We start from the raw sequence: 22,985 nt of genomic DNA on the forward strand, positions 1-22,985 counted from the left end.
CATTTCTTAATAGAATGGAGTCTGATCTAAATAAACTCTTTGTGGCTTTACAGCTTTCTCTTCAAGTGCATCAGGATTGTTGTATCTAAGATGCATAATGTATTGTTTTAAAAAATGATTAGGAGTGATTTTCCAAAAATCATTCATGTTTAAACCGAGCAACGTATTACCGACATAAAAATAAAAATCCCAGTCCAACTCGGACTGAGATTCTTCATTTTCATTCAGTATGTTCTTTACTTTTTTTCTTTCTTCAACTTCTCCATATCAGAGTGTTGGAAGTTTTGTCCTTGAAAAATTTCGAATACTACTTCGAAAATACCAGGTACATCATAAAGTGGAATGGCATTTTTAATTTCAGTCGGTGTACACTCTGTTCCACCGCTGCGTACCATTGCATAAATCAACGAGCGCATCAGTTTTGCTTCGTTTTCTCCTAAACTGAATTCTCCTTTTGCCATCATAGCATTCATTTCTTTTTCAAACTCATGATACGGCTTCCCATAAGATTCTTCCACATGAGGGAATGATTCAAATGTAAAAATGACAGGGATATCAACGCCCTGTATTTTGATTTTACTTAAATTTATTTCAACGTTAACTAAATCACTTAAACGTGCCATAATATCCCTCCTATTGTCCTGTAGTTCCACCTAATTCTGCTAATTGCGACTTATCACAGATAACTTGTTTCATGAAATCCTCAACAGTAATACCTGTTGCTGAAGAACGAGCTTCCGAAAAGTCTACTTCTGTTACATCATTGAATAGCAAAGGAGTAGCTTCCATAGCTAACGCTTGATCTTGAATTTCTGCTTCTTCCGTTGTGGTAGTAAATTTCTCTTCACCTGGTGTAACTTGTACACGAGGATACCAGCGACCAATACGTGAACCGTCACTTAAAGGAGCTACAAAACCAACTGCAAACATTGGAAACTCTTTTAATGTTGCTTTATTGAATACAACACCTTTTTCAGCAAGATAACCGTAGATTGCATCTTTAACGAATTGCGGTAAAGCTACATGACTTAAAGACAATGTATATTTTGAGTTTTTACTCGCATTAACGAATAATTTATTAGATGCCCACTTTTGAGTTACTGTACTATTACCAGCAATACCAATCTCAACGATATTATCCATTTGATAGATTTCTTTATCATAAGTAGGAATCTGAGCTTTCGTATCTTTACCGCCTTCCATCATTGCAATATACAATGACTCAATACCTACTGGATACAATAATTCTTTTTCTTTTGTTGCTGCCATTTCTATCATCCTCACATTCTATCTATTATTTTTTGTGCCATAATATCGACAATCTTATCGCCTTCTGCATCAAAGGTATTCTGAACAAAGTGTTTTCCTTTCACACGACCCTTACCATTTGCTTTTTTATGACCATGTTCAACTAAATACCAATACCAGGCTTTATCTTCAAATTCCACAGACACTCGATCATTTTTAATAACTACCTTTAGACTCTCTCTTAAGTGTGTCCGTTTGTTTTTATTGGATGCTTTGATTTGCGGTTTTAATTTACTCGCAAAATACTTTGCTGCTTCGTCTAATACATCTATTTCGACCTTTTTATTCACTCGTAATAGCGTATTAATATCTTCTAAAGCTTCAGCAAAACCGTTATTATTACTAGCCATTACTGAATGCACCTCACATACGTTATGAATTGCGTTATGGTGTCATCATTTTCGTCATAACCCATTCCATCAAATTGAGAATAAGAAACGCCAGCATCGTTAAAAACAGCCTTTAACGGTTCATAATCTTTTTCAGTACCGCTTGTAATAACTGCAATCTGATAAAGTGGCATTGACTTCATAACCCTTGATGATGCACGTTTATGCTGTTCATTCACAAACTCATACACAATGTAAGGATACTTTGCTGTTGTGGGTGCACTATCACGATAAACTGGAATGCCTGACTTCTTCATGATGTCTCGTAACTCTTGAAAACTAATTTGCATAAGACAGTGACACCTCCATTAGTCGGTCTTCTTCTTTTACGTAAATACGCTCAATATCGTAAATACGCCCACCAACTTTTACACGGTAATCCTTTTGATTGTTTTCAATCTCTCGATCAATACGCACTTCAATTTTCTTTACAATTTCATTCGTATCTTTTGTTGTAAATTTATCAGTGGCCGTAACTCCAATGTTGTTATAGCGAATTTTCCGTTCTAATGGATACCCCATAATAGGACGGTCTGTTTCTGAATCAATGGTCTCTCCTAATTTAAGTAGTTCTCCCATCCATCTGAGTTTATTTGTCTGTCTCTTCATCGACAAAAACCTCCTGGACAAAGAACGGTGTTAAAGCATCAAGTGCCTGGCCTAATTCTTTTTCAGCGACCCTGTAATCATAGAAAATGCCGGCGACCATAATAATTAAATACTCGGTCTGTTTGCCTGTCGCATTCTTTACATAAGTCTTTGCTTGATTGATATAAAAAGAGAGCATAGAATCATCCATGCCCTCTTCCCAATGAATATGAGATTTTAGTTTCTCAGTTAAATCATCCATATTAAGCTCCAGTTGCTGCTTTTAAAACATACTTATAAACTGGCACTTCAAATGGTGAATGAATTAATTGTGCATCTAGTAAGTTCCAGATACGGAAACCTACACGGTTTGTACGTGAGAATAACTCAACTAATTTTTGTACTTCTAACGATCCAATGACATCTTGAATATAGAATTTAGAGAAGTCACCAAAGTAGAAGACTGGCGTATCTGGTTCGCCTGCAATGTCAATTGCATCTTCTTCCTCAACAGGGAATCCTAATAATGTATAACCAATTCCACCTTCCGCTTGGTTAAACGGACGAAGTAATGGGAAACCATCATCTGTTTTCATTGTTTCAATTTTTGTTAGTGCTGCTGTATTTAACACCCATCGTGCTTTTTTACGTACTTCTTTAACAGGTGTATTTTTCATGATTACTAATGAATTGTATAGATCCTTTTCTTCCGTTTTAAATTCAACGGCTTTCTTTGCTAACGCACCATCATTGATGTTATTAGGTTCATCACCATTAACCATATATTGAGTTTCTTTACGAACATAAGCTTTTTTCAACTCGTCCATAACGATTTGTTCAATCGGTAAACCTGTACGTGCTAATAACTTTTTCGTTACAGTAGCAAGCGCATCAAATTCCGTTGGTGATAATTCGATTTCATCGAACTCAATATCTGTTTCTGGGATTTCATTATTTGTTCGCTCAGTTTTATGACCTTGAGCTTCTGCTTTTTTAACTAATACAGGATACTTAATATTTTCTTTTGTTTTTACTCCCGTTCCTAATCGACGTAAGAAGTTTTCTTCTTGAGCATACGTAATAATTTCTTTACTTAAGAAATCTGGAATAGTAACAGAACCATTTCCAGTAACTAAGCCTAATGCACGGGCTTCTGTTTCATCAATGTTACCTACAATATAGTTTGCAAAAGCTGAACGAGTTTCCTTTTCTTTGTTTTTAGTAGATTTATGACCTTTAGTAGAAAGACCTGTTCCAATAGCTGCCATGATTTCAGAACGTTGCTCTTCTGACAGTTCAGTTTTTGTATCTGAATTTTCTTTTGCTGCTGGGTCTTCTTTTTTATCTGGATCTTCTTCTTTCTTTTTGTCCGGATTTTCTTCTTTTTCGGCTGCTTCTAATTTCGCAATTTCATCAGCAAGAGTTTGCGCTTCTTTTGTTAATGCTTCTACTTCAGCCTTAACCGCTGCTAATTCTTCTGAACGAACTTCACCCTTCTCTACTTTACCTTGCAATTCTGCTAATCGAGCCTTATTTCGTGCTTGAGATGCTTTTAAGATTTCTTTTAATTTCATGTTACATTTCCTCCATAACTTTTTTTATTTGTTTAATAATGTTGTTTCTTTCTTCTGTATCATCTTCCACAACTGTTTTTACAGCTGCTTCTTCACTTCTCATTTCAATCATGGCTGTATTTTCGCCTCTGGTTTCAATGGAAGTCGCAACATAGGCTGGTGTCATATCCAAAATAGAAACTTCTAAAAGCTCTAATTCTTCAATAGATCGTTTTTGAACACCAGATTCACCTTCTTCCCAGGAATCTTTTTCAGAAACAAAACCAAATGACCAGCCACGTAATTCTTTATTTCTTGCTTTCTCAATCACTTGTTCATCTGTAACTGTAGCAATGGCCCTTAAACCAATATTGTCTTCATACAATTCCAAATTTCCACTTTCAATAGAGCCAAGCTTTCTAGTTTTATTGTGGTTAAAAAGCAAGTCCACATTCTTCGCTTTCTTTAACGCTTTTTCAAACGCCTTAGGAACAATTCTTTCTTTGAAATATCCCCTCGGAGAAGGCAACATCCGACTTTCTCTGTCCACAACATTTACATAGCCATCAAGTATGACTTGATTACCTCGGACCTCAATTTTCATTCTCTTCACCTCCTCCCAATGAACCATCGGCCGCTTCTTTCTTGCCGATTTCAGTCAAGTCATTTGAAATGTATATAGCTTTTGATTCCTTTGTACCTTGTATAGGGAATCCAAGCATATCGGCGACATTATCAGGTGAAGTAATGGCTGTACGCACAAGGTTGTAACCAATATTCGTTTTGTTGCTATAAGTAACAAAATCAAGAATATTAATCTTAAATTTGATACGTTTCCCTGAATTTTGGCCATAAAAAAGAAGACTCAAATGGTCTTCAAAATTTTTCATTATTGGTCTAACTGCTTTGTTATGGATATACATCATTGCTTTCTCAATATCTTCTTTGATTAACTCTGTGTATGTATCCACATTTATACCTAAATACTTACCTAAATCCTTTTTATATACATTTAGGTATGCTAGGGTCTTTTCATCGTCTAGCGGGCTTTTAAGCGTATCAATTGAGTATCCTTTTCCAAGAGGAATCATTTTTACAGACCTAGATTCATCAATTGATTCTAATTGATCTAAAATTGCATTGATTAACTTTGACTGTGCACCATTCTGTGGATTGATATGAGCATCCAAATTTAACAGGAATGCTAATAGTCCACCCTTTTTATATTTGTCAGTTAAAGTTTTCTCAGCTGACATAACACCCTCAAGTGTATCTCTTCCCAAATCAAGAAGACCTTTTCCTCTTAAATGATCTGCACCAATATTTTTCACATGCCGAATCATAAATGGAGGTATTTCGTGACCACCAATATTAAAATGCTCTACTAAATTATCATCTAACTCTGTAAAAACATTTGAAGCTAAATGTATTTGAGCACCATTTAATATCGGGAATGTTTCTCCCTCGAGTAAATAGGTATTCGTCATTAATTTAATGAATTCAGATTGTGTAAGATAGTTGTTCGGATTCCTTAAGATTTGAAGTGCAATATCATCTTTAGTTTCATTACCGAATTCATCCTCCACAACAATATCAGCCAATACCATTTGATTACTAATATCCTGTAATAATTCATAAACATCACTAGACTGCAAGATATTTGAATCTGTTACATATACACCGCCGTAACGAATACTTTTTCCTAAAACATCATCAAGATAACCTCGCTTTTCAGCCTTTTTAAATAAGTAATTTGAAAACCTATCCCTTAAACCCAATTTCTCACCGCCTTTCACGACTTATCTTCCTTACGGAAATTATATATATTCTGCCTCATAATACGGATTAATCTATTGTAATTTCCACAAAGTTCTATATGATCTTCTCTTTCGACTTCTTGAAAGAAATTGCAATTTTTAATAACCTGGTCCATAAGAGCTACTCTCTCTGCGACTTCCTCCTGCAACAAATGATACTTTTCATAAAGAATTGGTCGAACCTCTTTTTGATATACATTAAAATCAAATTCTTCAAGCTTATCAGCTACATCGATTACTACTGAATTTTCCCCATGAATTTTAAGGATTTTATTATAAACTTCTAAGGTTTCTTTCAATTCATTTCTTTTTTCTTTTTTCTCATCTCGAATAACTTGTTGTTCAAATAAATCCTTTTGAGTTTTTCTACTCCATAGCTGAGTAAAGTAAACAGCCCCCAAAGTAGCTACAGCTGTTGTAATAGAAGAAAATAACGGTATAAAATCTTTCATAATAGCACTTCCTTATCAATTAATATTTATATTTAGTATAACTGATAAGATATAAAACTACTTTTTTATCGATAAATATCACCAATCAATTCATCCATTCCCTCTTCTGTTATGCTATCCATAACCATCATCGTTTCTTTATGGGCACATAAAAAAGCAACAAATCCATCAATCTTCTTTTTGGACTGTCGCTTACTTGGGGCTTTCATTCCGTTAATATTTGTTACAACTACAACGTTAAGAGCGCAATAAACAAACAAAGGATTGTCGGTCATTATACGTTTTTCGTAAATAAGTATTTCTGAATCATCCATCATCGCATTCATAACGTTAGGATACTGACCTACAGAAATACATTCAAGACCAAGATTCTCAAGTTTTTCAATTAACTTTTGAGACATCGCTGGATCATAGTTTATTTGTTGTACATCATACAAATTTAAACATTCCACAATATAATCCATAACCTGGTCCTGATTTATCATCTTTCCATCACAAAAAGTAACAAAGCCACGCTCAGCCATATCAGTATATGGAACGTTATCTTCTTTTTCACGATGTTCAATATCTTCAGTTGGTACGAAATACATTTGTTTAACCTTTAAAATTGACTTTCCATCTTCGGTATAACCAGCGTTAGGGAAATTCAAGCTTACACATGTTAAATCGGTTGTTTTCGATAAATCTAAACCGATATAGCAAGTTTCACCTGTTAAATCGCCCAGATTTTCCACAAGAACATGTTCAACTTGTCCTTGCTCAAAGAAGTTTTCAGCCCCATTTACGAATACATTCAAATGTTTAGAAAGGAATTCGGCTTTTTTATGCGCTGAACGTGATGCTGAAATGAATTCTGTTTCAAGTGCACTCATCGTCACAGACACACCGATATTTGGATTAACCATTGCCCAAACATTACGGTCGGTCCAATCATAATTCTTGTTAGGTTCGTATATCATGACGAAACTTGAGTCATTATCATCACGTTTCAATACTTCTTTTGCTTCACGATATACTCGCATACCAACCGATGAAGAACCTTTACCAGCCGTTGATATATTAAACATAATCGGCTCCGCACGAGAAACCTGCGCTGATTTAAAGTTGTCGTATTGATCCATATTTTCTTGAGCATGAAGCTCATCGTTTAAAATGAAGTGTGGATTGGAACCTTCAATGGATTGAATGTTTTTACTCATTACAATGAATTGGTTCTGATAAGCCAAATCATCACGAATATAATCATATGTCACACTGGAAATCGTACCTTTTGGTCCTTTATAAATGTGTGAGCAATCCATTAATACATCATGGTTCATAATTGTTGCTGCAAATGGCTTTGCTGCATATTGAGCCTGGTTAAAATCGCTCGCACAACAATAACAATCGGCGCTGAGTACGCCTTCACCGTACATCGCATAACCAAGAGCACCAACACCGATTAAAGTTTTACCATTCTTCTTAGGAACTTGAATGTAAGCTTCCCGGATAACTCGAACAACTTTGCCTTTTTCATTTTTATGAAGCCATCCATATATACAGGAATAAGCAAACTTCTCCCAATCCTCAAGAATAAAAGGTTGTCCAGCTAAATCACCTTTAGTATGACGGACAAACGTTTCAACCCAATCCATCATTTCATTAGCACGGTCCACATCGAACCAAATATCTTTACGCTTTTTCCATTTATAATAACGATCTACCATTGCTTTGATAGTATCGGGATATTTTTTAGGATTCTTTCTTACTTGTTTTGCATAAATATCTGCATAGTTAACGCCACGTTCAATCATTTTGCACCACGCCATTTATTACGATGTTCATCCAATTCATTAACTACTGCTTTAGGTTTTTCAATCGTTTCAGTTTTACCAACAGTAGAACCGCCAGTGATTTGTCTACCTGCTTTGGCTCTGTTAGTAAGCCCCAATAAATCCAATGCTTTTGTTTTTTTATCAGACCAAGTTTCCACCTGCTGCGCCAATGGATGCTTTGAATTATTTGTAGCACCAGCTTTATTTGTATGTTGCTGCGTCGGCGGAAACCCTTTCTCTTTCCATTCGATAAACATCGTCATATAAACTTCGAAAATATCTAAATATGATTCAATTAATGGATCTAAAGTAAGGGTGTAAATATCTGCATCACGCATTATTTTTAATATCCGATTTTTCTCAGCTTCTGTTTTATCGGCAACAATTTTTTGACGCTCTTTTTTCGTAGACATTTCACACCCCCCTTTATTTTTTTAAAAATGTTGTCTAACGATAGAAATGCCCCCTACGCTACCTATCCTCCCCAGAAGACAAATTTTAATTTTTGACCGGGGGGCTTTCGAAATAACTCGGAAAAACTTTTTTTGGTTTATCTTCATTTTCTTCGATTGTATGACAAACTGGACAAAGCAATCTTAGGTTATTCTCTTCTAATTTAAGTGTTTCATCTTCTTTGATTGGTATTATGTGATGAACATGAGCACGCCTACCAAAGACGAACCCTCCACATCTTTGACAGCAGCCATTCTCTCTTTCATATACTTTTGACCTGACATACTTCCATGCATCAGTACGATAGAATGGTTTGTTCTCATGATGATAGATGTTCTTCTTGTCTTTCTTCTTCCTTGGTTTGTTACGCTTATGTTCTTCACAATAACGTCCTTTGCTTATCTTGTTATGACAGCCGTTGAAGTCACAGTACTTCATTTAGTATCAATCGTTAATTGCTCAACAATATGATTACGAATTGTTTCTTCTTTCTTTAACTTACCTGGTACTTCGATATCATTCTCTTTAGCAAAGGATAGTAACTCTTCAGCATTCATATCATCCAGGTTAATTTCAGTATCGGTATCAATTACTTCCACACCAACTACTTTATTATCAGCATGCTTAATGATCATACTCTCAGGATTAACAGTAACTTCGAATCCTGGTTCTTCACCAGTTGGTACAAATAGACTTCGTTTTTCTTTGTTATCCCAATACTCTGTACCTGATATTGTTTTTCTAATTTCAGTAATCATTTACTTAACACCACCTATATAATTTTTATATAATAAAAAGCACCCATTAATATAGGTACTTTAATTTATTGAATATTAATGCGATAGCTCCAAGTATTGCAAACACAACCAAACAAAAAATAACTGGTTGCTTGAGCAATATCACCCATGCATTTAATAGCATATCAATTTTAGACATGCAATCACCTCCTGTTTTTCATCATACAATAAGAGGTGTTACAAATATCTTTAAATTAAATTATAAAAATATTAACATTCCATTACAATTCTTTACAATATAAAAAGCACTCCCTAAGGAATGCTTTGAGCTAATTGACATATATTAAGTTACTCTACTGTTTTATAAATAATCATAGCAACATTATTATAATAATGCGTCCCAGCAGTAACAGAAAGTTTAATATCAACTATTTCAACAGATTGATCCGCTAAAGTTTTAAGCTCTCCATTCACCTTTTCTTGTAATTCGTTTGCTTTAGTTGAACTAACAACAACTGTTTGTATCATAAAATCATCTCCATTTCTAATTCTTGCTGTTCTAATAATTATTCGACAACAATACAAATACTCCTACAAAAAGTGACTTTTTTGAAATGATTTTATTAATAAAAGAGCAACCGTGCACCAGTTGCCCTTTCGTCAATTTCTTATGTTATTACTATAATTCATATTTTCAATGGTTTGTATAATGATGCCTTACCTTAAGTAAATGTTAAGTTCTATTTGAGTACTCAACTTTCCCTCTCATTTCAGCATGTTTGTTATAAATATATTGTGGACTGTAATTTAGATGTTCAGCAACCTTCTCTAATGTCATGCCTTCCACATACTTGAAATATGCAATTCTATGTTCTAATCCTTTAAATGTCCGAATTAACTTTTTCAGTTTGTACATATCATTCATCTTATGTGCTAACTCATATTCAATTGCTTCAATACGTTCTTCTACCTTTGCACCTTCCGATTCAGCGGTTAAACGTACCTCTCGCAAATCACCACTGACCCAGCGTTTTAATTCAGCTTTTGCTTTATCTAAGTTGTAATCTAAGTATGCGATTCGTTCTTCTAATTTCTGATAGTCTTTCAGCCAGTCAAACAAATGATGATTCACCTACTTTCTTTTAAAACTCAATATATTACCAAACTATTCCTTTTAAATTTGCTATACTAATAATAAAAACAACTACGAAAGGATAAATTATGTCAAACAAAATAGATGCACATTACCTTTTATTACAACTTGGTTTATACGAACCTATTCCTTTTAATGAAACCAACGCTATTGAATTAGAACAAATATTTAATGATTGCTCTGATATTCAGTTTGATTGTTATTGTATTGAATGTAAAAAAGATTCTACATTTAAATTTCACGATAAAAAAGGCCTTGTATTATATCTCAATGCAGATCCAGATCCAGCTAAAGTAATAAACAGATTAAACACTCATCCAGACCCTATTAATTTAACCTTTAAATGTCAACGAGATAGTTCACATTTGTACTCATTTATGATTCGGATTATCAACAATGAAATAACTAAGGTTGGACAATTTCCATCTATCGCATCTTTAGAATTACACTCTATAGATAAATATCGGAAAATCCTAAAAAGTGACTACCGTGACTTTTCAAAGGCCATCGGATTATATTCCCATGGAATCGGAGCTGGTTCATTTGTTTACCTACGTAGAATTTTTGAAAATCTAATTGAAGAATGTAGGCAAGAGGCACAAAAAGACGATTCCTTTGACGATGATGCTTTCCAATGCTCTAAAATGGATGAGAAAATACTAATGTTAAAAACTTATCTTCCAGGTTTTCTTGTTGAAAATAGAAAACTATATGGGATCCTTAGCAAAGGAATACATGAATTAGACGAAAAAACATGTTTAGAATTATTTCCTAATGTCAAGGTTGCGATTGAATTAATACTTGATGAAAAAATTCATCAACTTGAAAAGGAAAGTAAGATTCAATCGGCTAGAAAATTTATCGCAGCGACTGTTGAAAAATTTAAGAAGTAAAACATTTGACCATCCTTTTTAGGGTGGTTTTATCTTTACTTTCTCCTTAATAACTATAAATTTCATAAAATATGTTTATTTTCCTTTCTAAGGCGTTTTACCGTCCACATGATGAATTACATTAGGGAAGAAAAACACTTTAGTTTTTTCTCAATCTGATAAGCCGTTTTTTCAGCAAAATGAAATTTAATAACGTTTTCCGATTAATATTCGCATTCTGGTAAATGAATTAGATATTCTTCTTCGTCCTCAAAATACTCTAGGCATTTTTCACAGTGATGCATATCGATCCATCCTTTCAATTTATAATCGATATCCTGAGCCGAAACCCAGGACAATTATTTATTCAGCTACTTTTTCATCATCAACAATCTTTAATTGACCAGGAGCAACTTCCGTTGTCCCATCAGGGTTAACGTTATACCCCACTCCTTCATGTGGCTCTTCATAGAACTCATCAATCGACATTTGGGAAGGCTCAAGAATGATATCAACATTTCCCCCGGCGAAAGGATAAAGCTGATTTACTACACCTTTTGCATCACGTTTTACATTTAATTTAATTGCTGTTTTCTTGCTATCACGTTGAATATTTGCGAACTCCGCACCGATTGGTTCAACATCACTTTTCTCCACAGTTAGATGAACAATAGTACCTGGCATTTTTAACAACTCATTAGCATGTGGTAATTCATCACTTAATACATGAAACTGTAAAACTTCCTTTTTATCGTCCTTTTGCATTTTCTTGAATAATACGTTCAATTTTACGTTTGTCATGGTTCAGGCTCCTTTTGTATTAGATTGATATTGGAACTAAAGTTTTCCTGTTATTTCTGTACGTTTCTAGCCTTAGAAAGTCTTTCAGCCGCTTTCATTCTTTGTTCTTCCGTCATAACTCGTAAATTCTTCATTGTTACTTGTTTTTCTTGAAGAATGCCTTTAACAGCTGTTGGTCTTCCATCCTCTTCTTCTAAGGTTTGTAATTCACATAGATTACTAAGTTTTCGAATGTGCTTAGGAACAGTAGAGTAAACATTCCACTGCCCTTTACTATTATCAAAAACCAATGTAGTTTCTTGTTCTTCACGAGAATAAGTCATATTAAAAAGCTCCTGTTTTAAGATAATGTTTTGCTTGATAATAAAAGTGGTAATATATCCAGTTACCGCTGTACTTGTTATCTAAATACACAATTTCAAAACCGTACTTTGCTTTAAATGTATTAAGTCTTCCAAGTAACGCTAATGGGTTGTATTTCGAACGATACTGACCTTTTAGCATCTTTTCATAACCTTTTAGGTCCTCCACAATTAGCGTGAATGGAATATCTTTCGAACGAATTAACTCATTTTCAAATGCTGTTTGAGTATCCTTTTGTAAGTTCCCTGTGATCTCATCCATATGGGCTTTTCGTTCTACTCGGCTATCTAAGTAAATATCCCGTTGTATCCCTAACTCTTCATTTTTAGGAATCATGCAGCCATAATCGCCCGTATCTAATTTTTGAATTTTTACTGGTATATCTTTTTGATTTAAATAATCAAGGATATGACCATTTACATTCTCACGAGTATCGATAACGATTGTGAGTGTTTTAAGAATGTTAGTTATTTCTTTATCTGTGTAATGGAAACGGATCATTCAGACACACCTTCTTCATACACTTGAATAATTCGGTATTTACCATCTAAACAACCAGCTTCCGCACCTTCACAGATAACGAAATTTAAAATATCGATTACACCATCATTTGTTAATGGTTCTTCAAATTCACCGGTTATTTCAATTTCAACTAATGCTTTCATTCTCAAGCTCCTTTCCTTGCATATAAAACCGCCCGTTCATATATCTTCCTTGCCATTGCATTCGATTCATCATTTTCAAATGGCCGATAATCCTCATACATATCTGTCCATCCGTTCTTAGCAAGTACAATCGTCCAGTCATAAAACAATTGCAACGAATCTTCTTCATCAAGTAACCACTTATGTAATTTCTCATTATGCTGCCATCCGCAAAAGTGATGAAATATCTTCACTAACGTGATTTTTTCCGAACTTTCACCTTTCCAAGATTTAAACCAATTATAAATAGCTTGATAGTTTTGTTCGGCCGCTTGCATAACTTCCGTTGGAATTAAATTTTGTTTCTTTATCGCAACTTGATTGTCTTTTTCATCAAGATAGATATTTGCACCTGATTTCCAAATCGTACTTAAAATTAGTAGTACCTTCATTTTTGTATAAGCTCCCTTCGAGTTATTAAAAAATGAAAAAGTTAGTTTAAAAAGCTCAAAAGTTACTGAAAAAAACCTTTAATAACTCGTCCAAACCTTACAGCCACAAGGGATTACGCCAAAACCGTTATTAAAGTTATCGGTGTTTGGGTATTACGGCTCCTAATATACTTATATTTATTTTTTATTTTTTTGTTTATATAAAAAACCAATAACAAAAATAACTAAATATATATAACAGATAAGTTAAACCCTTGATACGACTGCATTTACAGGTAGTTATTAAAAGTTACTGAAAGTTATTAAACTAACAAAATAGTTACTGAGTGACCTTAAATTTGCTGTTTTCTTCACTTTCAGTAACTCCTTTAGTAACTGGTTTACGTTCATTTAAGGTAATTCCTGTAAGAAACGTCTTATTGCCATTTCCCTTCGCTTTTCCAAATCCTTTTGTTTCTAACATGCGATAAAATGACCTATTCCCTAAAGCTCTTTCACCAGAATTAAAGCACCATCTTTCATAAACGTTGTATAGTTCTTTAGCTTCAATCGTGATTGATTCATTTTCACGATCATCTACATAACAAACTTCATCTAGGAATGGCGCTAAGATATCCATATCGTCTTTGTATTTCCCAGTTGCCTCTGCTACGACCTTCGGCTCTTTCAATCTCCCTTGCTGCCACTTCATGCAACCCTCAATCACCCAATTCAAAATACCTGGCATTTCTAGTGATAACTTTTCAGGTAACCTTTTATCTCGTTTATGAGATGGTAGATTCAAGTTAAAAGGAATTAATTTAACACGTCTCCAAATACCTTCATCGAGACCGCCGATTACAGGCTTATGATTAGTAGTGAAGAACACTTTAAACTCTGGAATAAACTCAAAATATTCTTGTCTCAAGAATCGTGCTAATACTGGCTCTCCACCTGTAATTTGTTTTACAAATGACTCAGAAAGTTTTTCTCCTTCTTCACTTTCAATAGCACTTACAAACCGCGCCCCAACAAGTCGAGCTATATCATTATTTGCTCCTGTATCCTTTTTCTTGATGAATGTATCAGACTTAGCTTGTTTACCATATTCACCAATTAAATCTTTGATGGTATTAATAAATGTTGATTTACCATTCGAACCACCACCAACTAAGAACATCATGATTTGCTCTGAAATATCACCTGTTAGGCTATATCCAATGAGTCTCTGCATATACTCCACAAGGTCTTTATCGCCTAAGAATATTTGATCTAAGAATGCCAACCATGTTGGACATTTTGCATTTTCATCAAATGAAACATTAGTAATTTTAGTTAAGCCAAGCTCACGATCATGTTGCTGCAGCTTTCCTGTTTTTAAATCAACAATTCCGTTCTCAACATTGAATAAATATTTATACTTATCAAATTCCTCACGTTCTCCTGGCACTAAAGGCATAAGATCCTTGATGCTATTCATACGAATATTTCTTCGTTCGCACATTCGAGCCCATTTTGTTTCTAATTCATCTTCTGATTTATAAAGACTTCTAAGTACTTTTGCTGTAATTCTTTCAATCTCTTTTTTCGTGTCCAACTTCCATCGTTTACCGTCCCATATGTACCAACCAATATCGCTAACATATTTGATTACATGGCCATATTCATATGCGATACGTTCAGCGTTTCCTAATTCCGTTAAACGGAATTTCTTTTTCGGCTTGTCCTCCACAACTTCAACCGCATCTTCATTTATGAAATCAAAGGAAAATTCTTCGAATTGCTGTTTATTATCTAAAATAGTTGTGGAAGTAGATGAAATGGCTGTTCCTATCGTTCTTTCGCCGTACGTTTCATTCGTATCGCTAAAATGGATGACGTCCCATTTGTCACGGATTAAGCTAGTCTCACGGAACATCGTATCCATTCGGGTTGCTGACTTGCCTGTCCAGAAAGCTAGGTGATTACATAAAGCAAGGTCAGTTGCTGAATGATCATCATTTATTAAGTTACCGTTGTATAATGAACGAATCTCGTCACCATTTTTACTTCTAAACATTCTTTCCCATAAAGCATCATTTGAAATTTTAATTTCATCTTTTTCAAACTCTGCTAAATTTACACGCCCTTGAATGTCACTATCATCAAAATACTTTTCGAATACTTCAGCTAGTTCACCCGTTCGCTCATATACATCATTGGAATTCTCACGATTTCCAGTAAAGGTAAAGAAACGGCCGTATGAGTAAATTTCCAAACCATGCTTTGTATTTTTTCGCCCAGTCCCTAAAACAGATTGTGGAAGACCACCCCTGATAATGATGTGAATCCCATTTCCCGACGGCGAAAATTCTGTATAGCTATCTAATGTATCGATAATTTCCGTTGCAAAAGCATTTGTTTTTCCGTCCACAACACACTTATCAATATCTATTCCGATGTAACTGTCCTGCCTACTAAACACGAAGCCTATTCCGTCATAGTCACCTTCTAAGTAGAACTTGACCGCTGTTGCAAACGTTGACCAGGTGCGCCTATTATTTGCTTGGGCCATTTCACCAGTTACCTGACATGGAACTTTTGTCTGTTTACCATTTCGCGTTTCGAACTTCCACAAGATCCACTGAGGTAGGGCCTTTAATTCGGCAGGAATTTCATTAAAATTGTATGGATTCTTTTTCATTTCGCCCTCCAAAGTTACTATTCAATAGGTTTATATAAATGAGGTACAATATATGGTTCTTTACCGTCTCCACTATCTTGTACTAACATTGACATTTCTTTAATACGATGGTGTTTAGGTATTTCATCAACTAGAACTTCGTACCCATTTAATTCCTCAGAAACTTTAATAGTTTCATGCGTATAGTATTTCCCACTCTTTTTAAAGTAAGTAATATTTACTGTTTTCATTTCAATTCTCCTTATTTCGCTGATTTAGGGTATAAAAAAGAGAAGTCGGCAAAACCAACCTCTCTATTTAGTTCTAATTAATCGTATCCATTCACTATTGCCCACGGATTAAAAGGGTAAATCATCATCGCCAATAGTAATCGGCGTACTTGTTTGCATTGGTGGGTTAACCTTTGACGCGCTATAACTTGATACTTTTGGGAATACGCGTCCATCATCTTTTTTATCGTGTGTTATATAAACATTTAAGTGTTTATTAAAAACATCTTTCGCCATTTGCGCTGGTCCTTGCGGACTATAACTTTCAGGCATACCACAAGCTAGTAAGAATGATTTAGCAATCCCTCTAGCTACTGGATGTTCAAAGGTAAATGTTGTATATTGAACTTTTTGACCTTGATGACCTTGTGGAACATCTGAACGAATTTCAAAGTCAACTGTTAATTTAGCTTTATTGTTTTGCGTTAAACCCTCTACAGCATTTAATACAACAACTTCATAATTACCTACTTCAATTAAAGAAAATCCTTTTACTTCTTCTACTTCATCCATTTTGAAAAATGACATTATAATCTCTCCCTGTTTTTTATATTTTAGTTTGTAGATACCATTATTAATTCTTCTTGTACGCAACCTTGACGCGCATCTAAATGATTCTTGGCATAAACACTTTGGTCACCTTCTAAGATGAACCCTCGTGTACCATCAGCTTTTTTAACCAATCGTCCAACAACATGAACAATTCCCATAATATGATTAACGATTTTATCCCGAATATCAGGAATGAATTGTGTATATTGCTGACCATCATCATGAGTAATATTTCTTGTTGTCTCCCAAGCTGTGAAAATAACATTTGCATCTAGTGAATTAAATGTTTCTACTAACTTTAAAAGATGGTTATCTAGTAAAGCGTAGTCCTTTAATTCCGGCATACCACTTTTTGTCTTTTCACCTTTTTTAAGTAACCATAACTTTTGGTAATGCGTTAAGTTATCGATAAAGATGTTGTCATACTTACCAATGTTTGCTTTAGCAAGTGCAAAGAATTGTAAAATGCTATCATGTGGATTTTCACCATCAATATTAGCTACATCTACATTTTCATAACCCGATAACACTTGGCTTGTCCCATCGATATCAAACACCAATGTTTTACCTGGTAATAATCCAGCAACCGTTGTTTTTCCGTTACCTGGCTTTGAATAGGCAATGATTTTTGCTTTTTTACTTTTCGTAATTTGAGCACCGTTTGTGATTTCCATTTATAAACCTTCTTCCTTATTCTTTAACATCTAATTCTGTAGCTTTATTTTGTAGGCTCTCTAGCATTTGTGGGATATTAAGCCTTTGAATAATATCAACAGATAATTGTTCTTTTAGATTGTTTTCAAGCGCATTGACTATTGTTTCCTCTGCATCTTTTCTTGCATTTTGAATCATCGTGCTAACTTTAGAAGTAAGCTCCTTAGCAAGATAGTTTTGAATGAAATACTCGCTTATGGATAACTTTCTATCACCTGAGTACTTAGCCTCACGGCCATTTTCATCAAGTGTTTTTTCAGTTAGGTACCGTTCATACCTCATACCAATAAACTCGCTAATCGGTATTAATTCCACTTCCGATCCCCAACCGCTTTTCTTATGTGGTATTTTTAATTCATCGATTTTCTTTTCTAAGGCTCCATGAACAAAATTATCTACAACGTCATTTGCTTTTTCCTCAACTTCACGTTCGATTTTCGCTAAAACCTTTTGCTCTGCTTTTTCAATCAATCTATCCTGTAAACCACTGATAACTTGACTCTTGATTAAATCATCAAGATTTTCACCTTCCTCTAACCAATCTATATCTAATTCAACTTTTACTTTAGCCATTTTGATTAAACCTCCACACTATAAGAAATAGACTCAGGTTTAACCGTCACCCCTGGGACAATTTGTCCGTCCTCATCCACAATTACTTTTTCACCGCTAATTTCTTCAATCTTGAATTTCTTCTTCAAATCGCCCCATTTAACTTCTGTTTTTAAGCAATCATCAAGATGATTTTCAATAGCGTATTGAAGTAATTGTTCTTTATCCTGTTGCTCCGGCGCTTCACTACTCGTACGAGTTTTTGATTTACCATAAGGCGTACTAATCATTTTCTGCTTTGGATCCGCTGCAAGTTGTTCCGCATGATAACGTTGGATATGAGTTTCAAAGAATGAAATACTATTGTGGATGGGCTTTAATTCACTTTGCTCCCATTGCACAATACGGTCACGCTCAACATTTGCTAGTGTTGTAACTTCCTTTTCTTGCGCTTTAAGTGCAGTCAATTTACGAAATGCCCAATTAAGGCTTTCTAAATCATGAATTTCGAATTGTTGTTCCGCATCTTGTAATTCATCAACTTCCGCTAATTCAATTGCTTGTAATGAGTTCATCGATATTACCTCCAAAGATATTTTTTATTTGTTCCTCAGTGTGGATAGAATAATAGGTTATTCCGTTTTTCTTAAAGTTAGCTCTAAAGGGATATTGAGAACACTCACGTGTTACTACTTCCAAATCTCCTTTTTCGTTCAGAAGTTCTTCAAACAATTCATCAGTTACTTGTACTTCATTTTCAAAGATATTCAAAACTCCGTTATCATAAGCTTTGTTCACTGCATGTACATATTCTTCAATCGCTTTAATATCCATTAAAGTTCCACCACCCTGTCATACTCCACTGTTTTGCGGATAACTTCTCCACCGACATCATTGGCTACTTGTTTTGATTTTCCATATTCAAATTCCATTGCATTTTTTGCTAACCTTGTTACTACCAATGGTTTTGGATGACTAACAAATAAATTACCTACACTTACTAGATATGTAGTTTTAGTTCCTAACTGTTTATCCATGCAGATTCTCCTAATCTATAAGTTTGGAATTATACGAGTTGCACCAGTAAAACGATGTACCAGGTGCAATTCCTCATTTACTTTCTTGAAAATCAACCAATGTTCTGGAGCTAAATTGAATGATTGAATATGAATCTTTTCACGTTTATTTGGCTTCTTACCGTTCTTCATGCTTGTCCCTCCTTTACACAAAATCGATTCATGCTATAATGACTGTGAATTTTCTTTTCTAAATCACCTGTTGGCGCAGGTGGTTTTTTATTGCGCTTGAAAGCAATTAATATTGTGATGTTGAATTAAATACGATTTTAAATTTTCTTCGAGCACAATATGTTCACCGAATACGAAATATGTTTCACCACTTAAAATTTCATCACCATAAAAATCTTCAATTGGATGATCAGTGACTTCCTTCAATTAACTCACCTCCCTTCGAGATGAAACCTTACGGTTCATTGCATACATTCTTTGCTTTGCTTCTAATTCAGTAATAAGCAACAATGCTGGGTTATTTCTCATCTCAGCACACTGTTGACGTACTTGAGATGCCTTCATTAATTTGCTTGCGGATAATACTCCGTTCACTTTAGTTCACTCTCCTTTGATTTGTAGAACAAACATTAATCGTCAAATTTCGCAAATACATTAAAAAAATTATTTACTTTCATTTCCCTTATTTCGTTGTTCTACTTTCCTTTGTATGATTAGCTCCCGTGCAGCTGGTATCAACGGTGTTAAAAATTTCTTCCACTGTTCTTTTGTAAGGATTACTTTCACCACATACCCATATTCATCACGAATAATTTGTTCCTTACTCATCCTCTATCACCTCAATGCATTTATATGTATGTGGGACAGTAGGACTATCCATTTATAACGAAATTTCATGAAACGATATTTTTTAAAACGCTCGCTCTTTCCTTAACACGTTTTTTTACCTGTACGAATTTTTCGTACTTAGATCCAAAAAATATATCCTCGTAAGGAATATCAAATAAGTACATGTACTTTTTGATTAATTCATCTGGCATGTTAGTTGAATCTTGTTCATATAACCATAACGTTTTTGGGGATACTTCTAATATATCCGCAAGTTCTGCTTGATTGAACCCTGCACTTTCTCTAAGTTCATTCAATGTTCTTTTGAAATAATCCATCTTGCAACCCCCTTCCTTCGAGATTCATTGTATTACTAATTTTATGTAATTTCAATACAAAAGTACGAAAAAACCATACAAAACGTACACTTTACGAATAATTCGTAATATGATATATTAAATAACGTAGTCAAAATTGGAGGTGACGTTATGAATGATTTACAAAAGCAAACTATAGTTAGAAACATAAAAAAGTTTTTAAAAGAAAAAGATATGACTCAATCTGAATTAGCTAATCAAATTGGAATTGCGAGAAGTACACTAAGTGATTATATGAATTACAGGGCTAAACCAAGTTCAGGTGTTTTAGAGAAAATGGCAGCCGTATTCGGTGTAACAAAATCTGATATTGATACAACTTATAGAAACGTTAAACTTGAAGTCGTGAACGGAGAACTACAATTTGTTAGTAAAGAAGCATCTGAAACAAATAAAGGGCTAATCAAAAAACGTGAAATACCGGTAATCGGTAAAATAGCGGCCGGTACACCTATAGAAGCTGTCCAAGATATAGTCGATAAGATTACCCCTCCATATCAAATAGGCAACATAGATGAAATGTTTGGACTAGTTGTACACGGTGAATCGATGAATAAAATTGTTCCTAATGGCCATTACGCAGTATTGAAGAAACAACCTGATGTGGAAAATGGTGAAATAGCAGCTGTAATTGTAAATGGACATTATGCAACTTTAAAAAAGGTATACAAATTTACAGACTTAATGGTTTTAGAACCTTGTTCACATGATGCGAATTTTAAAGATCAACAATTCTCACGAGCTAACTGTGAAGATATAAAAATAATAGGTAAGTTTTTATATAGCGTGAGCCCAATCATTCAATAATTAGGCGGTGTAAAGGTGTATGTAGTCGGCAAATGTCGACTGAATGAAATATTAAAAGAGAAGAGATTAACTCAAGTAGACCTAGCACTGAAACTCGGCATGGCTAAACAACAAATACATTCTTATGCAAATAACGATAGGGTCATGTCTTATCAAACCGCTAAAAATATCGCTTCTCAACTTAATGTAAATATGGAAGATCTATATGAATTCATTCAGTCACAAAAACAGTGAGTTATCTCACTGCAAGCCCGAGTCAACTACTTGTTTGACTGCAACTCATAATCCACCCTACTACAGCCTGTATTTTCACATAGTATTCGTCTAATAAATAAAAAACATACATAAAATATAAATTAATTAAGAAAGGAGTTTCACTAATGAAATGTGTCATTTATAGACGTGTATCCACTGACATGCAAGTTGAAGAAGGTATTTCATTAGATATGCAAAGACTTCGTCTCGAACAATACGCTAAATCGCAAGGTTGGGTAGTAGTGAATGATTACTGTGACGAGGGATATAGCGCAAAAAATACAGAACGACCAGCTTTTCAACAAATGATAAAAGATATGAAGAAAAAACAATTTGATATTATTCTTGTTTACAGATTAGATCGCTTCACTCGTTCTGTGTCAGATCTACATTCTATTTTAAAAACAATGGATGAATATAATGTTAAATTTAAAAGTAGTACAGAAATATTTGATACAACGACCGCTACTGGAAGAATGTTCATTACATTAGTTGCGACACTTGCACAATGGGAACGAGAAACCACAGCAGAACGTGTGCGAGACTCCATGCAAAAAAAGGCTGAATTAGGTCTTAGAAATGGAGCTAAGGCACCTATGGGATACGATTTAAAAAAAGGGAACTTGTACATTAATCATACTGAAGCTGAAATTGTTAAATATATATTCGAGATGTTTAAAACAAAAGGCGTAATAAGTATTGTAAAGTCTTTAAACAGTCGTGGTGTAAAAACAAAGCAAGGGAAAATATTTAATTATGATGCAGTGCGCTATATTATAAATAATCCAATTTATATAGGGAAAATTCGCTGGGGAGAAGATATTTTAACTGATATTGCCCAAAAGGATTTCGAAAGTTTTATTGATAAAGATACATGGTATACGGTTCAACAAATACAAGATAGTAGAAAGATAGGAAAAGTTAGATTGCATAATTTCTTTGTATTCTCTAATGTTTTAAGATGTTCAAGGTGTGGAAAACACTTTTTAGGAAATAAACAAGTAAGAAGCCATAATAGAATTGTAATGAGCTATCGATGTAGCTCCAGACATCATAAAGGAACATGTGATATGCCTCAAGTTCCAGAGGATGTAATTGAAAAGGAATTTCTAAATCTCTTAGAAGAAGCAATCGTTGATCTTGATAATACTGAAGAGAAACCAATAGAGTTAAGTAATTTACAAGAACAATATAATAGAATTCAGGATAAGAAAGCACGTTTAAAATATCTGTTCATAGAAGGAGATATTCCTAAGAACGAATATAAAAAAGACATGTTAACACTGACTCAAGAAGAGAACATAATCCAAAAACAACTGGCTAATATAACTGATACAGCATCTTCATTCGAAATAAAAGAACTTTTAAATCAGTTGAAAGATGAATGGTTCAATCTAAACAACGAATCCAAGAAAGCAGCAGTAAATGCAATTATATCTTCTATTACAGTCGATGTAATAAAACCTGCTCGTGTAGGTAAAAATCCAATTGCACCAGTAATAAAGGTTACAGATTTCAAAATAAAATAATCGCAGCCTAACTGTA

At 34.3% G+C, this 22,985-nt stretch carries 39 protein-coding genes; 4 read left to right on the forward strand and 35 right to left on the reverse strand.

The features are described 5' to 3' along the window. Positions 1–236 precede the first annotated feature (236 nt). The 17 genes from ILT06_RS10685 to ILT06_RS10760 all read right to left on the reverse strand — a co-directional run bounded on the left by ILT06_RS10685 (position 237) and on the right by ILT06_RS10760 (position 10,231). Positions 237–623 (reverse strand): hypothetical protein, encoded by a 387-nt coding sequence (locus tag ILT06_RS10685; RefSeq protein WP_222655056.1) that lies wholly within the window; start codon positions 621–623, stop codon positions 237–239. A 10-nt stretch (positions 624–633) separates the two neighbouring features. Further along, entirely contained in the window at positions 634–1,269 is a 636-nt protein-coding gene (locus ILT06_RS10690; RefSeq protein ID WP_222655057.1) for a major tail protein, read from the reverse strand. Between the two features lie 11 nt (positions 1,270–1,280). Then, entirely contained in the window at positions 1,281–1,658 is a 378-nt protein-coding gene (locus ILT06_RS10695) for an HK97-gp10 family putative phage morphogenesis protein (protein WP_222655058.1), read from the reverse strand. Continuing rightward, entirely contained in the window at positions 1,658–1,987 is a 330-nt protein-coding gene (locus tag ILT06_RS10700; protein WP_222655059.1) for a hypothetical protein, read from the reverse strand. The genes ILT06_RS10695 and ILT06_RS10700 overlap by 1 nt, the downstream gene beginning before the upstream one ends. Continuing rightward, positions 1,977–2,306 carry a hypothetical protein gene (locus ILT06_RS10705; protein ID WP_222655060.1) on the reverse strand — a complete coding sequence of 110 codons (330 nt, stop codon included), beginning with the start codon at positions 2,304–2,306 and terminating at the stop codon, positions 1,977–1,979. The genes ILT06_RS10700 and ILT06_RS10705 overlap by 11 nt, the downstream gene beginning before the upstream one ends. After that, positions 2,287–2,547 carry a head-tail connector protein gene (locus tag ILT06_RS10710; RefSeq protein ID WP_086709356.1) on the reverse strand — a complete coding sequence of 87 codons (261 nt, stop codon included), beginning with the start codon at positions 2,545–2,547 and terminating at the stop codon, positions 2,287–2,289. The genes ILT06_RS10705 and ILT06_RS10710 overlap by 20 nt, the downstream gene beginning before the upstream one ends. 1 nt (position 2,548) lies before the next feature. After that, on the reverse strand, positions 2,549–3,859 hold the full coding sequence (locus ILT06_RS10715) for a phage major capsid protein (RefSeq protein ID WP_222655061.1): 1,311 nt from the start codon (positions 3,857–3,859) through the stop codon (positions 2,549–2,551). A gap of 1 nt (position 3,860) precedes the next feature. Further along, entirely contained in the window at positions 3,861–4,442 is a 582-nt protein-coding gene (locus ILT06_RS10720) for an HK97 family phage prohead protease (RefSeq protein WP_222655062.1), read from the reverse strand. Next, positions 4,432–5,616 (reverse strand): phage portal protein, encoded by a 1,185-nt coding sequence (locus ILT06_RS10725; protein WP_222655169.1) that lies wholly within the window; start codon positions 5,614–5,616, stop codon positions 4,432–4,434. The genes ILT06_RS10720 and ILT06_RS10725 overlap by 11 nt, the downstream gene beginning before the upstream one ends. A gap of 14 nt (positions 5,617–5,630) precedes the next feature. Beyond that, positions 5,631–6,107, reverse strand: a complete 477-nt coding sequence (locus tag ILT06_RS10730; protein ID WP_222655063.1) for a hypothetical protein — start codon at positions 6,105–6,107, stop codon at positions 5,631–5,633. A gap of 65 nt (positions 6,108–6,172) precedes the next feature. Further along, positions 6,173–7,900 (reverse strand): terminase large subunit, encoded by a 1,728-nt coding sequence (locus tag ILT06_RS10735; protein WP_222655170.1) that lies wholly within the window; start codon positions 7,898–7,900, stop codon positions 6,173–6,175. Then, positions 7,897–8,334, reverse strand: coding sequence for a P27 family phage terminase small subunit (locus tag ILT06_RS10740; protein ID WP_222655064.1), 438 nt, complete (start codon positions 8,332–8,334; stop codon positions 7,897–7,899). Before ILT06_RS10740 ends, ILT06_RS10735 begins: the two co-directional genes overlap by 4 nt. Positions 8,335–8,419: 85 nt before the next feature. After that, positions 8,420–8,812, reverse strand: coding sequence for an HNH endonuclease (locus ILT06_RS10745; protein WP_222655065.1), 393 nt, complete (start codon positions 8,810–8,812; stop codon positions 8,420–8,422). Then, entirely contained in the window at positions 8,809–9,132 is a 324-nt protein-coding gene (locus tag ILT06_RS10750) for a hypothetical protein (protein ID WP_222655066.1), read from the reverse strand. Before ILT06_RS10750 ends, ILT06_RS10745 begins: the two co-directional genes overlap by 4 nt. Before the next feature lie 46 nt (positions 9,133–9,178). After that, the gene (locus tag ILT06_RS32475; RefSeq protein ID WP_261784490.1) at positions 9,179–9,310 is read right to left on the reverse strand and encodes a hypothetical protein; all 132 of its coding nucleotides are present in this window, start codon (positions 9,308–9,310) and stop codon (positions 9,179–9,181) included. A gap of 149 nt (positions 9,311–9,459) precedes the next feature. Beyond that, positions 9,460–9,639 carry a sporulation protein Cse60 gene (locus ILT06_RS10755; protein WP_222655067.1) on the reverse strand — a complete coding sequence of 60 codons (180 nt, stop codon included), beginning with the start codon at positions 9,637–9,639 and terminating at the stop codon, positions 9,460–9,462. Between the two features lie 205 nt (positions 9,640–9,844). Continuing rightward, positions 9,845–10,231: a hypothetical protein gene (locus ILT06_RS10760; RefSeq protein ID WP_222655068.1), complete on the reverse strand. Its 387-nt coding sequence runs from the start codon at positions 10,229–10,231 to the stop codon at positions 9,845–9,847. A 101-nt stretch (positions 10,232–10,332) separates the two neighbouring features. On the opposite strand from ILT06_RS10760, the gene ILT06_RS10765 reads away from it, so the two are divergent. Next, a complete protein-coding gene (locus tag ILT06_RS10765) occupies positions 10,333–11,157 on the forward strand; it encodes a hypothetical protein (RefSeq protein WP_222655069.1) in 825 nt (274 codons plus the stop codon). Positions 11,158–11,499: 342 nt separating this feature from the next. On the opposite strand, the gene ILT06_RS10770 is transcribed toward ILT06_RS10765, so the two are convergent. The 18 genes from ILT06_RS10770 to ILT06_RS10855 form a co-directional block, all read right to left on the reverse strand. Further along, positions 11,500–11,937 (reverse strand): hypothetical protein, encoded by a 438-nt coding sequence (locus tag ILT06_RS10770; RefSeq protein ID WP_222655070.1) that lies wholly within the window; start codon positions 11,935–11,937, stop codon positions 11,500–11,502. Positions 11,938–11,987: 50 nt separating this feature from the next. After that, the gene (locus tag ILT06_RS10775; protein ID WP_222655071.1) at positions 11,988–12,260 is read right to left on the reverse strand and encodes a hypothetical protein; all 273 of its coding nucleotides are present in this window, start codon (positions 12,258–12,260) and stop codon (positions 11,988–11,990) included. Position 12,261: 1 nt separating this feature from the next. Then, positions 12,262–12,801 carry an ERCC4 domain-containing protein gene (locus tag ILT06_RS10780; RefSeq protein ID WP_222655072.1) on the reverse strand — a complete coding sequence of 180 codons (540 nt, stop codon included), beginning with the start codon at positions 12,799–12,801 and terminating at the stop codon, positions 12,262–12,264. Then, positions 12,798–12,965 (reverse strand): hypothetical protein, encoded by a 168-nt coding sequence (locus ILT06_RS10785; protein ID WP_222655073.1) that lies wholly within the window; start codon positions 12,963–12,965, stop codon positions 12,798–12,800. The genes ILT06_RS10780 and ILT06_RS10785 overlap by 4 nt, the downstream gene beginning before the upstream one ends. A 2-nt stretch (positions 12,966–12,967) precedes the next feature. After that, complete coding sequence (locus ILT06_RS10790; RefSeq protein WP_222655074.1) at positions 12,968–13,396, reverse strand: hypothetical protein; 429 nt, start codon at positions 13,394–13,396, stop codon at positions 12,968–12,970. Between the two features lie 319 nt (positions 13,397–13,715). After that, complete coding sequence (locus ILT06_RS10795; protein WP_222655075.1) at positions 13,716–16,058, reverse strand: phage/plasmid primase, P4 family; 2,343 nt, start codon at positions 16,056–16,058, stop codon at positions 13,716–13,718. A gap of 17 nt (positions 16,059–16,075) precedes the next feature. Further along, positions 16,076–16,288 (reverse strand): hypothetical protein, encoded by a 213-nt coding sequence (locus ILT06_RS10800; RefSeq protein ID WP_222655076.1) that lies wholly within the window; start codon positions 16,286–16,288, stop codon positions 16,076–16,078. A gap of 108 nt (positions 16,289–16,396) precedes the next feature. After that, a complete protein-coding gene (locus ILT06_RS10805) occupies positions 16,397–16,855 on the reverse strand; it encodes a DUF669 domain-containing protein (RefSeq protein WP_222655077.1) in 459 nt (152 codons plus the stop codon). A gap of 26 nt (positions 16,856–16,881) precedes the next feature. Beyond that, positions 16,882–17,553 carry an AAA family ATPase gene (locus tag ILT06_RS10810; RefSeq protein WP_222655078.1) on the reverse strand — a complete coding sequence of 224 codons (672 nt, stop codon included), beginning with the start codon at positions 17,551–17,553 and terminating at the stop codon, positions 16,882–16,884. A 16-nt stretch (positions 17,554–17,569) separates the two neighbouring features. Next, a complete protein-coding gene (locus tag ILT06_RS10815) occupies positions 17,570–18,166 on the reverse strand; it encodes a hypothetical protein (protein ID WP_222655079.1) in 597 nt (198 codons plus the stop codon). 5 nt (positions 18,167–18,171) lie between these two features. Next, a complete protein-coding gene (locus tag ILT06_RS10820; protein ID WP_222655080.1) occupies positions 18,172–18,720 on the reverse strand; it encodes a host-nuclease inhibitor Gam family protein in 549 nt (182 codons plus the stop codon). Next, positions 18,698–18,979, reverse strand: coding sequence for a hypothetical protein (locus ILT06_RS10825; protein WP_222655081.1), 282 nt, complete (start codon positions 18,977–18,979; stop codon positions 18,698–18,700). Before ILT06_RS10825 ends, ILT06_RS10820 begins: the two co-directional genes overlap by 23 nt. Next, the gene (locus tag ILT06_RS10830; protein ID WP_222655082.1) at positions 18,979–19,182 is read right to left on the reverse strand and encodes a hypothetical protein; all 204 of its coding nucleotides are present in this window, start codon (positions 19,180–19,182) and stop codon (positions 18,979–18,981) included. Before ILT06_RS10830 ends, ILT06_RS10825 begins: the two co-directional genes overlap by 1 nt. 15 nt (positions 19,183–19,197) lie before the next feature. After that, positions 19,198–19,353, reverse strand: a complete 156-nt coding sequence (locus tag ILT06_RS10835; RefSeq protein WP_222655083.1) for a DUF6906 family protein — start codon at positions 19,351–19,353, stop codon at positions 19,198–19,200. Positions 19,354–19,440: 87 nt separating this feature from the next. After that, positions 19,441–19,599: a YqaI family protein gene (locus ILT06_RS10840; protein ID WP_222655084.1), complete on the reverse strand. Its 159-nt coding sequence runs from the start codon at positions 19,597–19,599 to the stop codon at positions 19,441–19,443. Continuing rightward, positions 19,600–19,767 carry a hypothetical protein gene (locus ILT06_RS10845; protein ID WP_222655085.1) on the reverse strand — a complete coding sequence of 56 codons (168 nt, stop codon included), beginning with the start codon at positions 19,765–19,767 and terminating at the stop codon, positions 19,600–19,602. A 69-nt stretch (positions 19,768–19,836) separates the two neighbouring features. Next, on the reverse strand, positions 19,837–20,001 hold the full coding sequence (locus ILT06_RS10850) for a hypothetical protein (protein WP_179955920.1): 165 nt from the start codon (positions 19,999–20,001) through the stop codon (positions 19,837–19,839). A 65-nt stretch (positions 20,002–20,066) separates the two neighbouring features. Beyond that, positions 20,067–20,339, reverse strand: a complete 273-nt coding sequence (locus ILT06_RS10855) for a helix-turn-helix transcriptional regulator (protein WP_222655086.1) — start codon at positions 20,337–20,339, stop codon at positions 20,067–20,069. Between the two features lie 150 nt (positions 20,340–20,489). On the opposite strand from ILT06_RS10855, the gene ILT06_RS10860 reads away from it, so the two are divergent. The 3 genes from ILT06_RS10860 to ILT06_RS10870 all read left to right on the forward strand — a co-directional run bounded on the left by ILT06_RS10860 (position 20,490) and on the right by ILT06_RS10870 (position 22,969). Beyond that, positions 20,490–21,185, forward strand: a complete 696-nt coding sequence (locus tag ILT06_RS10860) for a LexA family protein (protein WP_222655087.1) — start codon at positions 20,490–20,492, stop codon at positions 21,183–21,185. A gap of 15 nt (positions 21,186–21,200) precedes the next feature. Continuing rightward, complete coding sequence (locus ILT06_RS10865) at positions 21,201–21,419, forward strand: helix-turn-helix domain-containing protein (protein ID WP_222655088.1); 219 nt, start codon at positions 21,201–21,203, stop codon at positions 21,417–21,419. Between the two features lie 146 nt (positions 21,420–21,565). After that, the gene (locus ILT06_RS10870) at positions 21,566–22,969 is read left to right on the forward strand and encodes a recombinase family protein (RefSeq protein WP_222655089.1); all 1,404 of its coding nucleotides are present in this window, start codon (positions 21,566–21,568) and stop codon (positions 22,967–22,969) included. Positions 22,970–22,985 lie beyond the last annotated feature (16 nt).

Source organism: Bacillus sp. 17RED48, from assembly GCF_019837545.1.
GTDB classification, from domain to species: Bacteria; Bacillota; Bacilli; order Bacillales; family Bacillaceae_G; genus Bacillus_A; species Bacillus_A wiedmannii.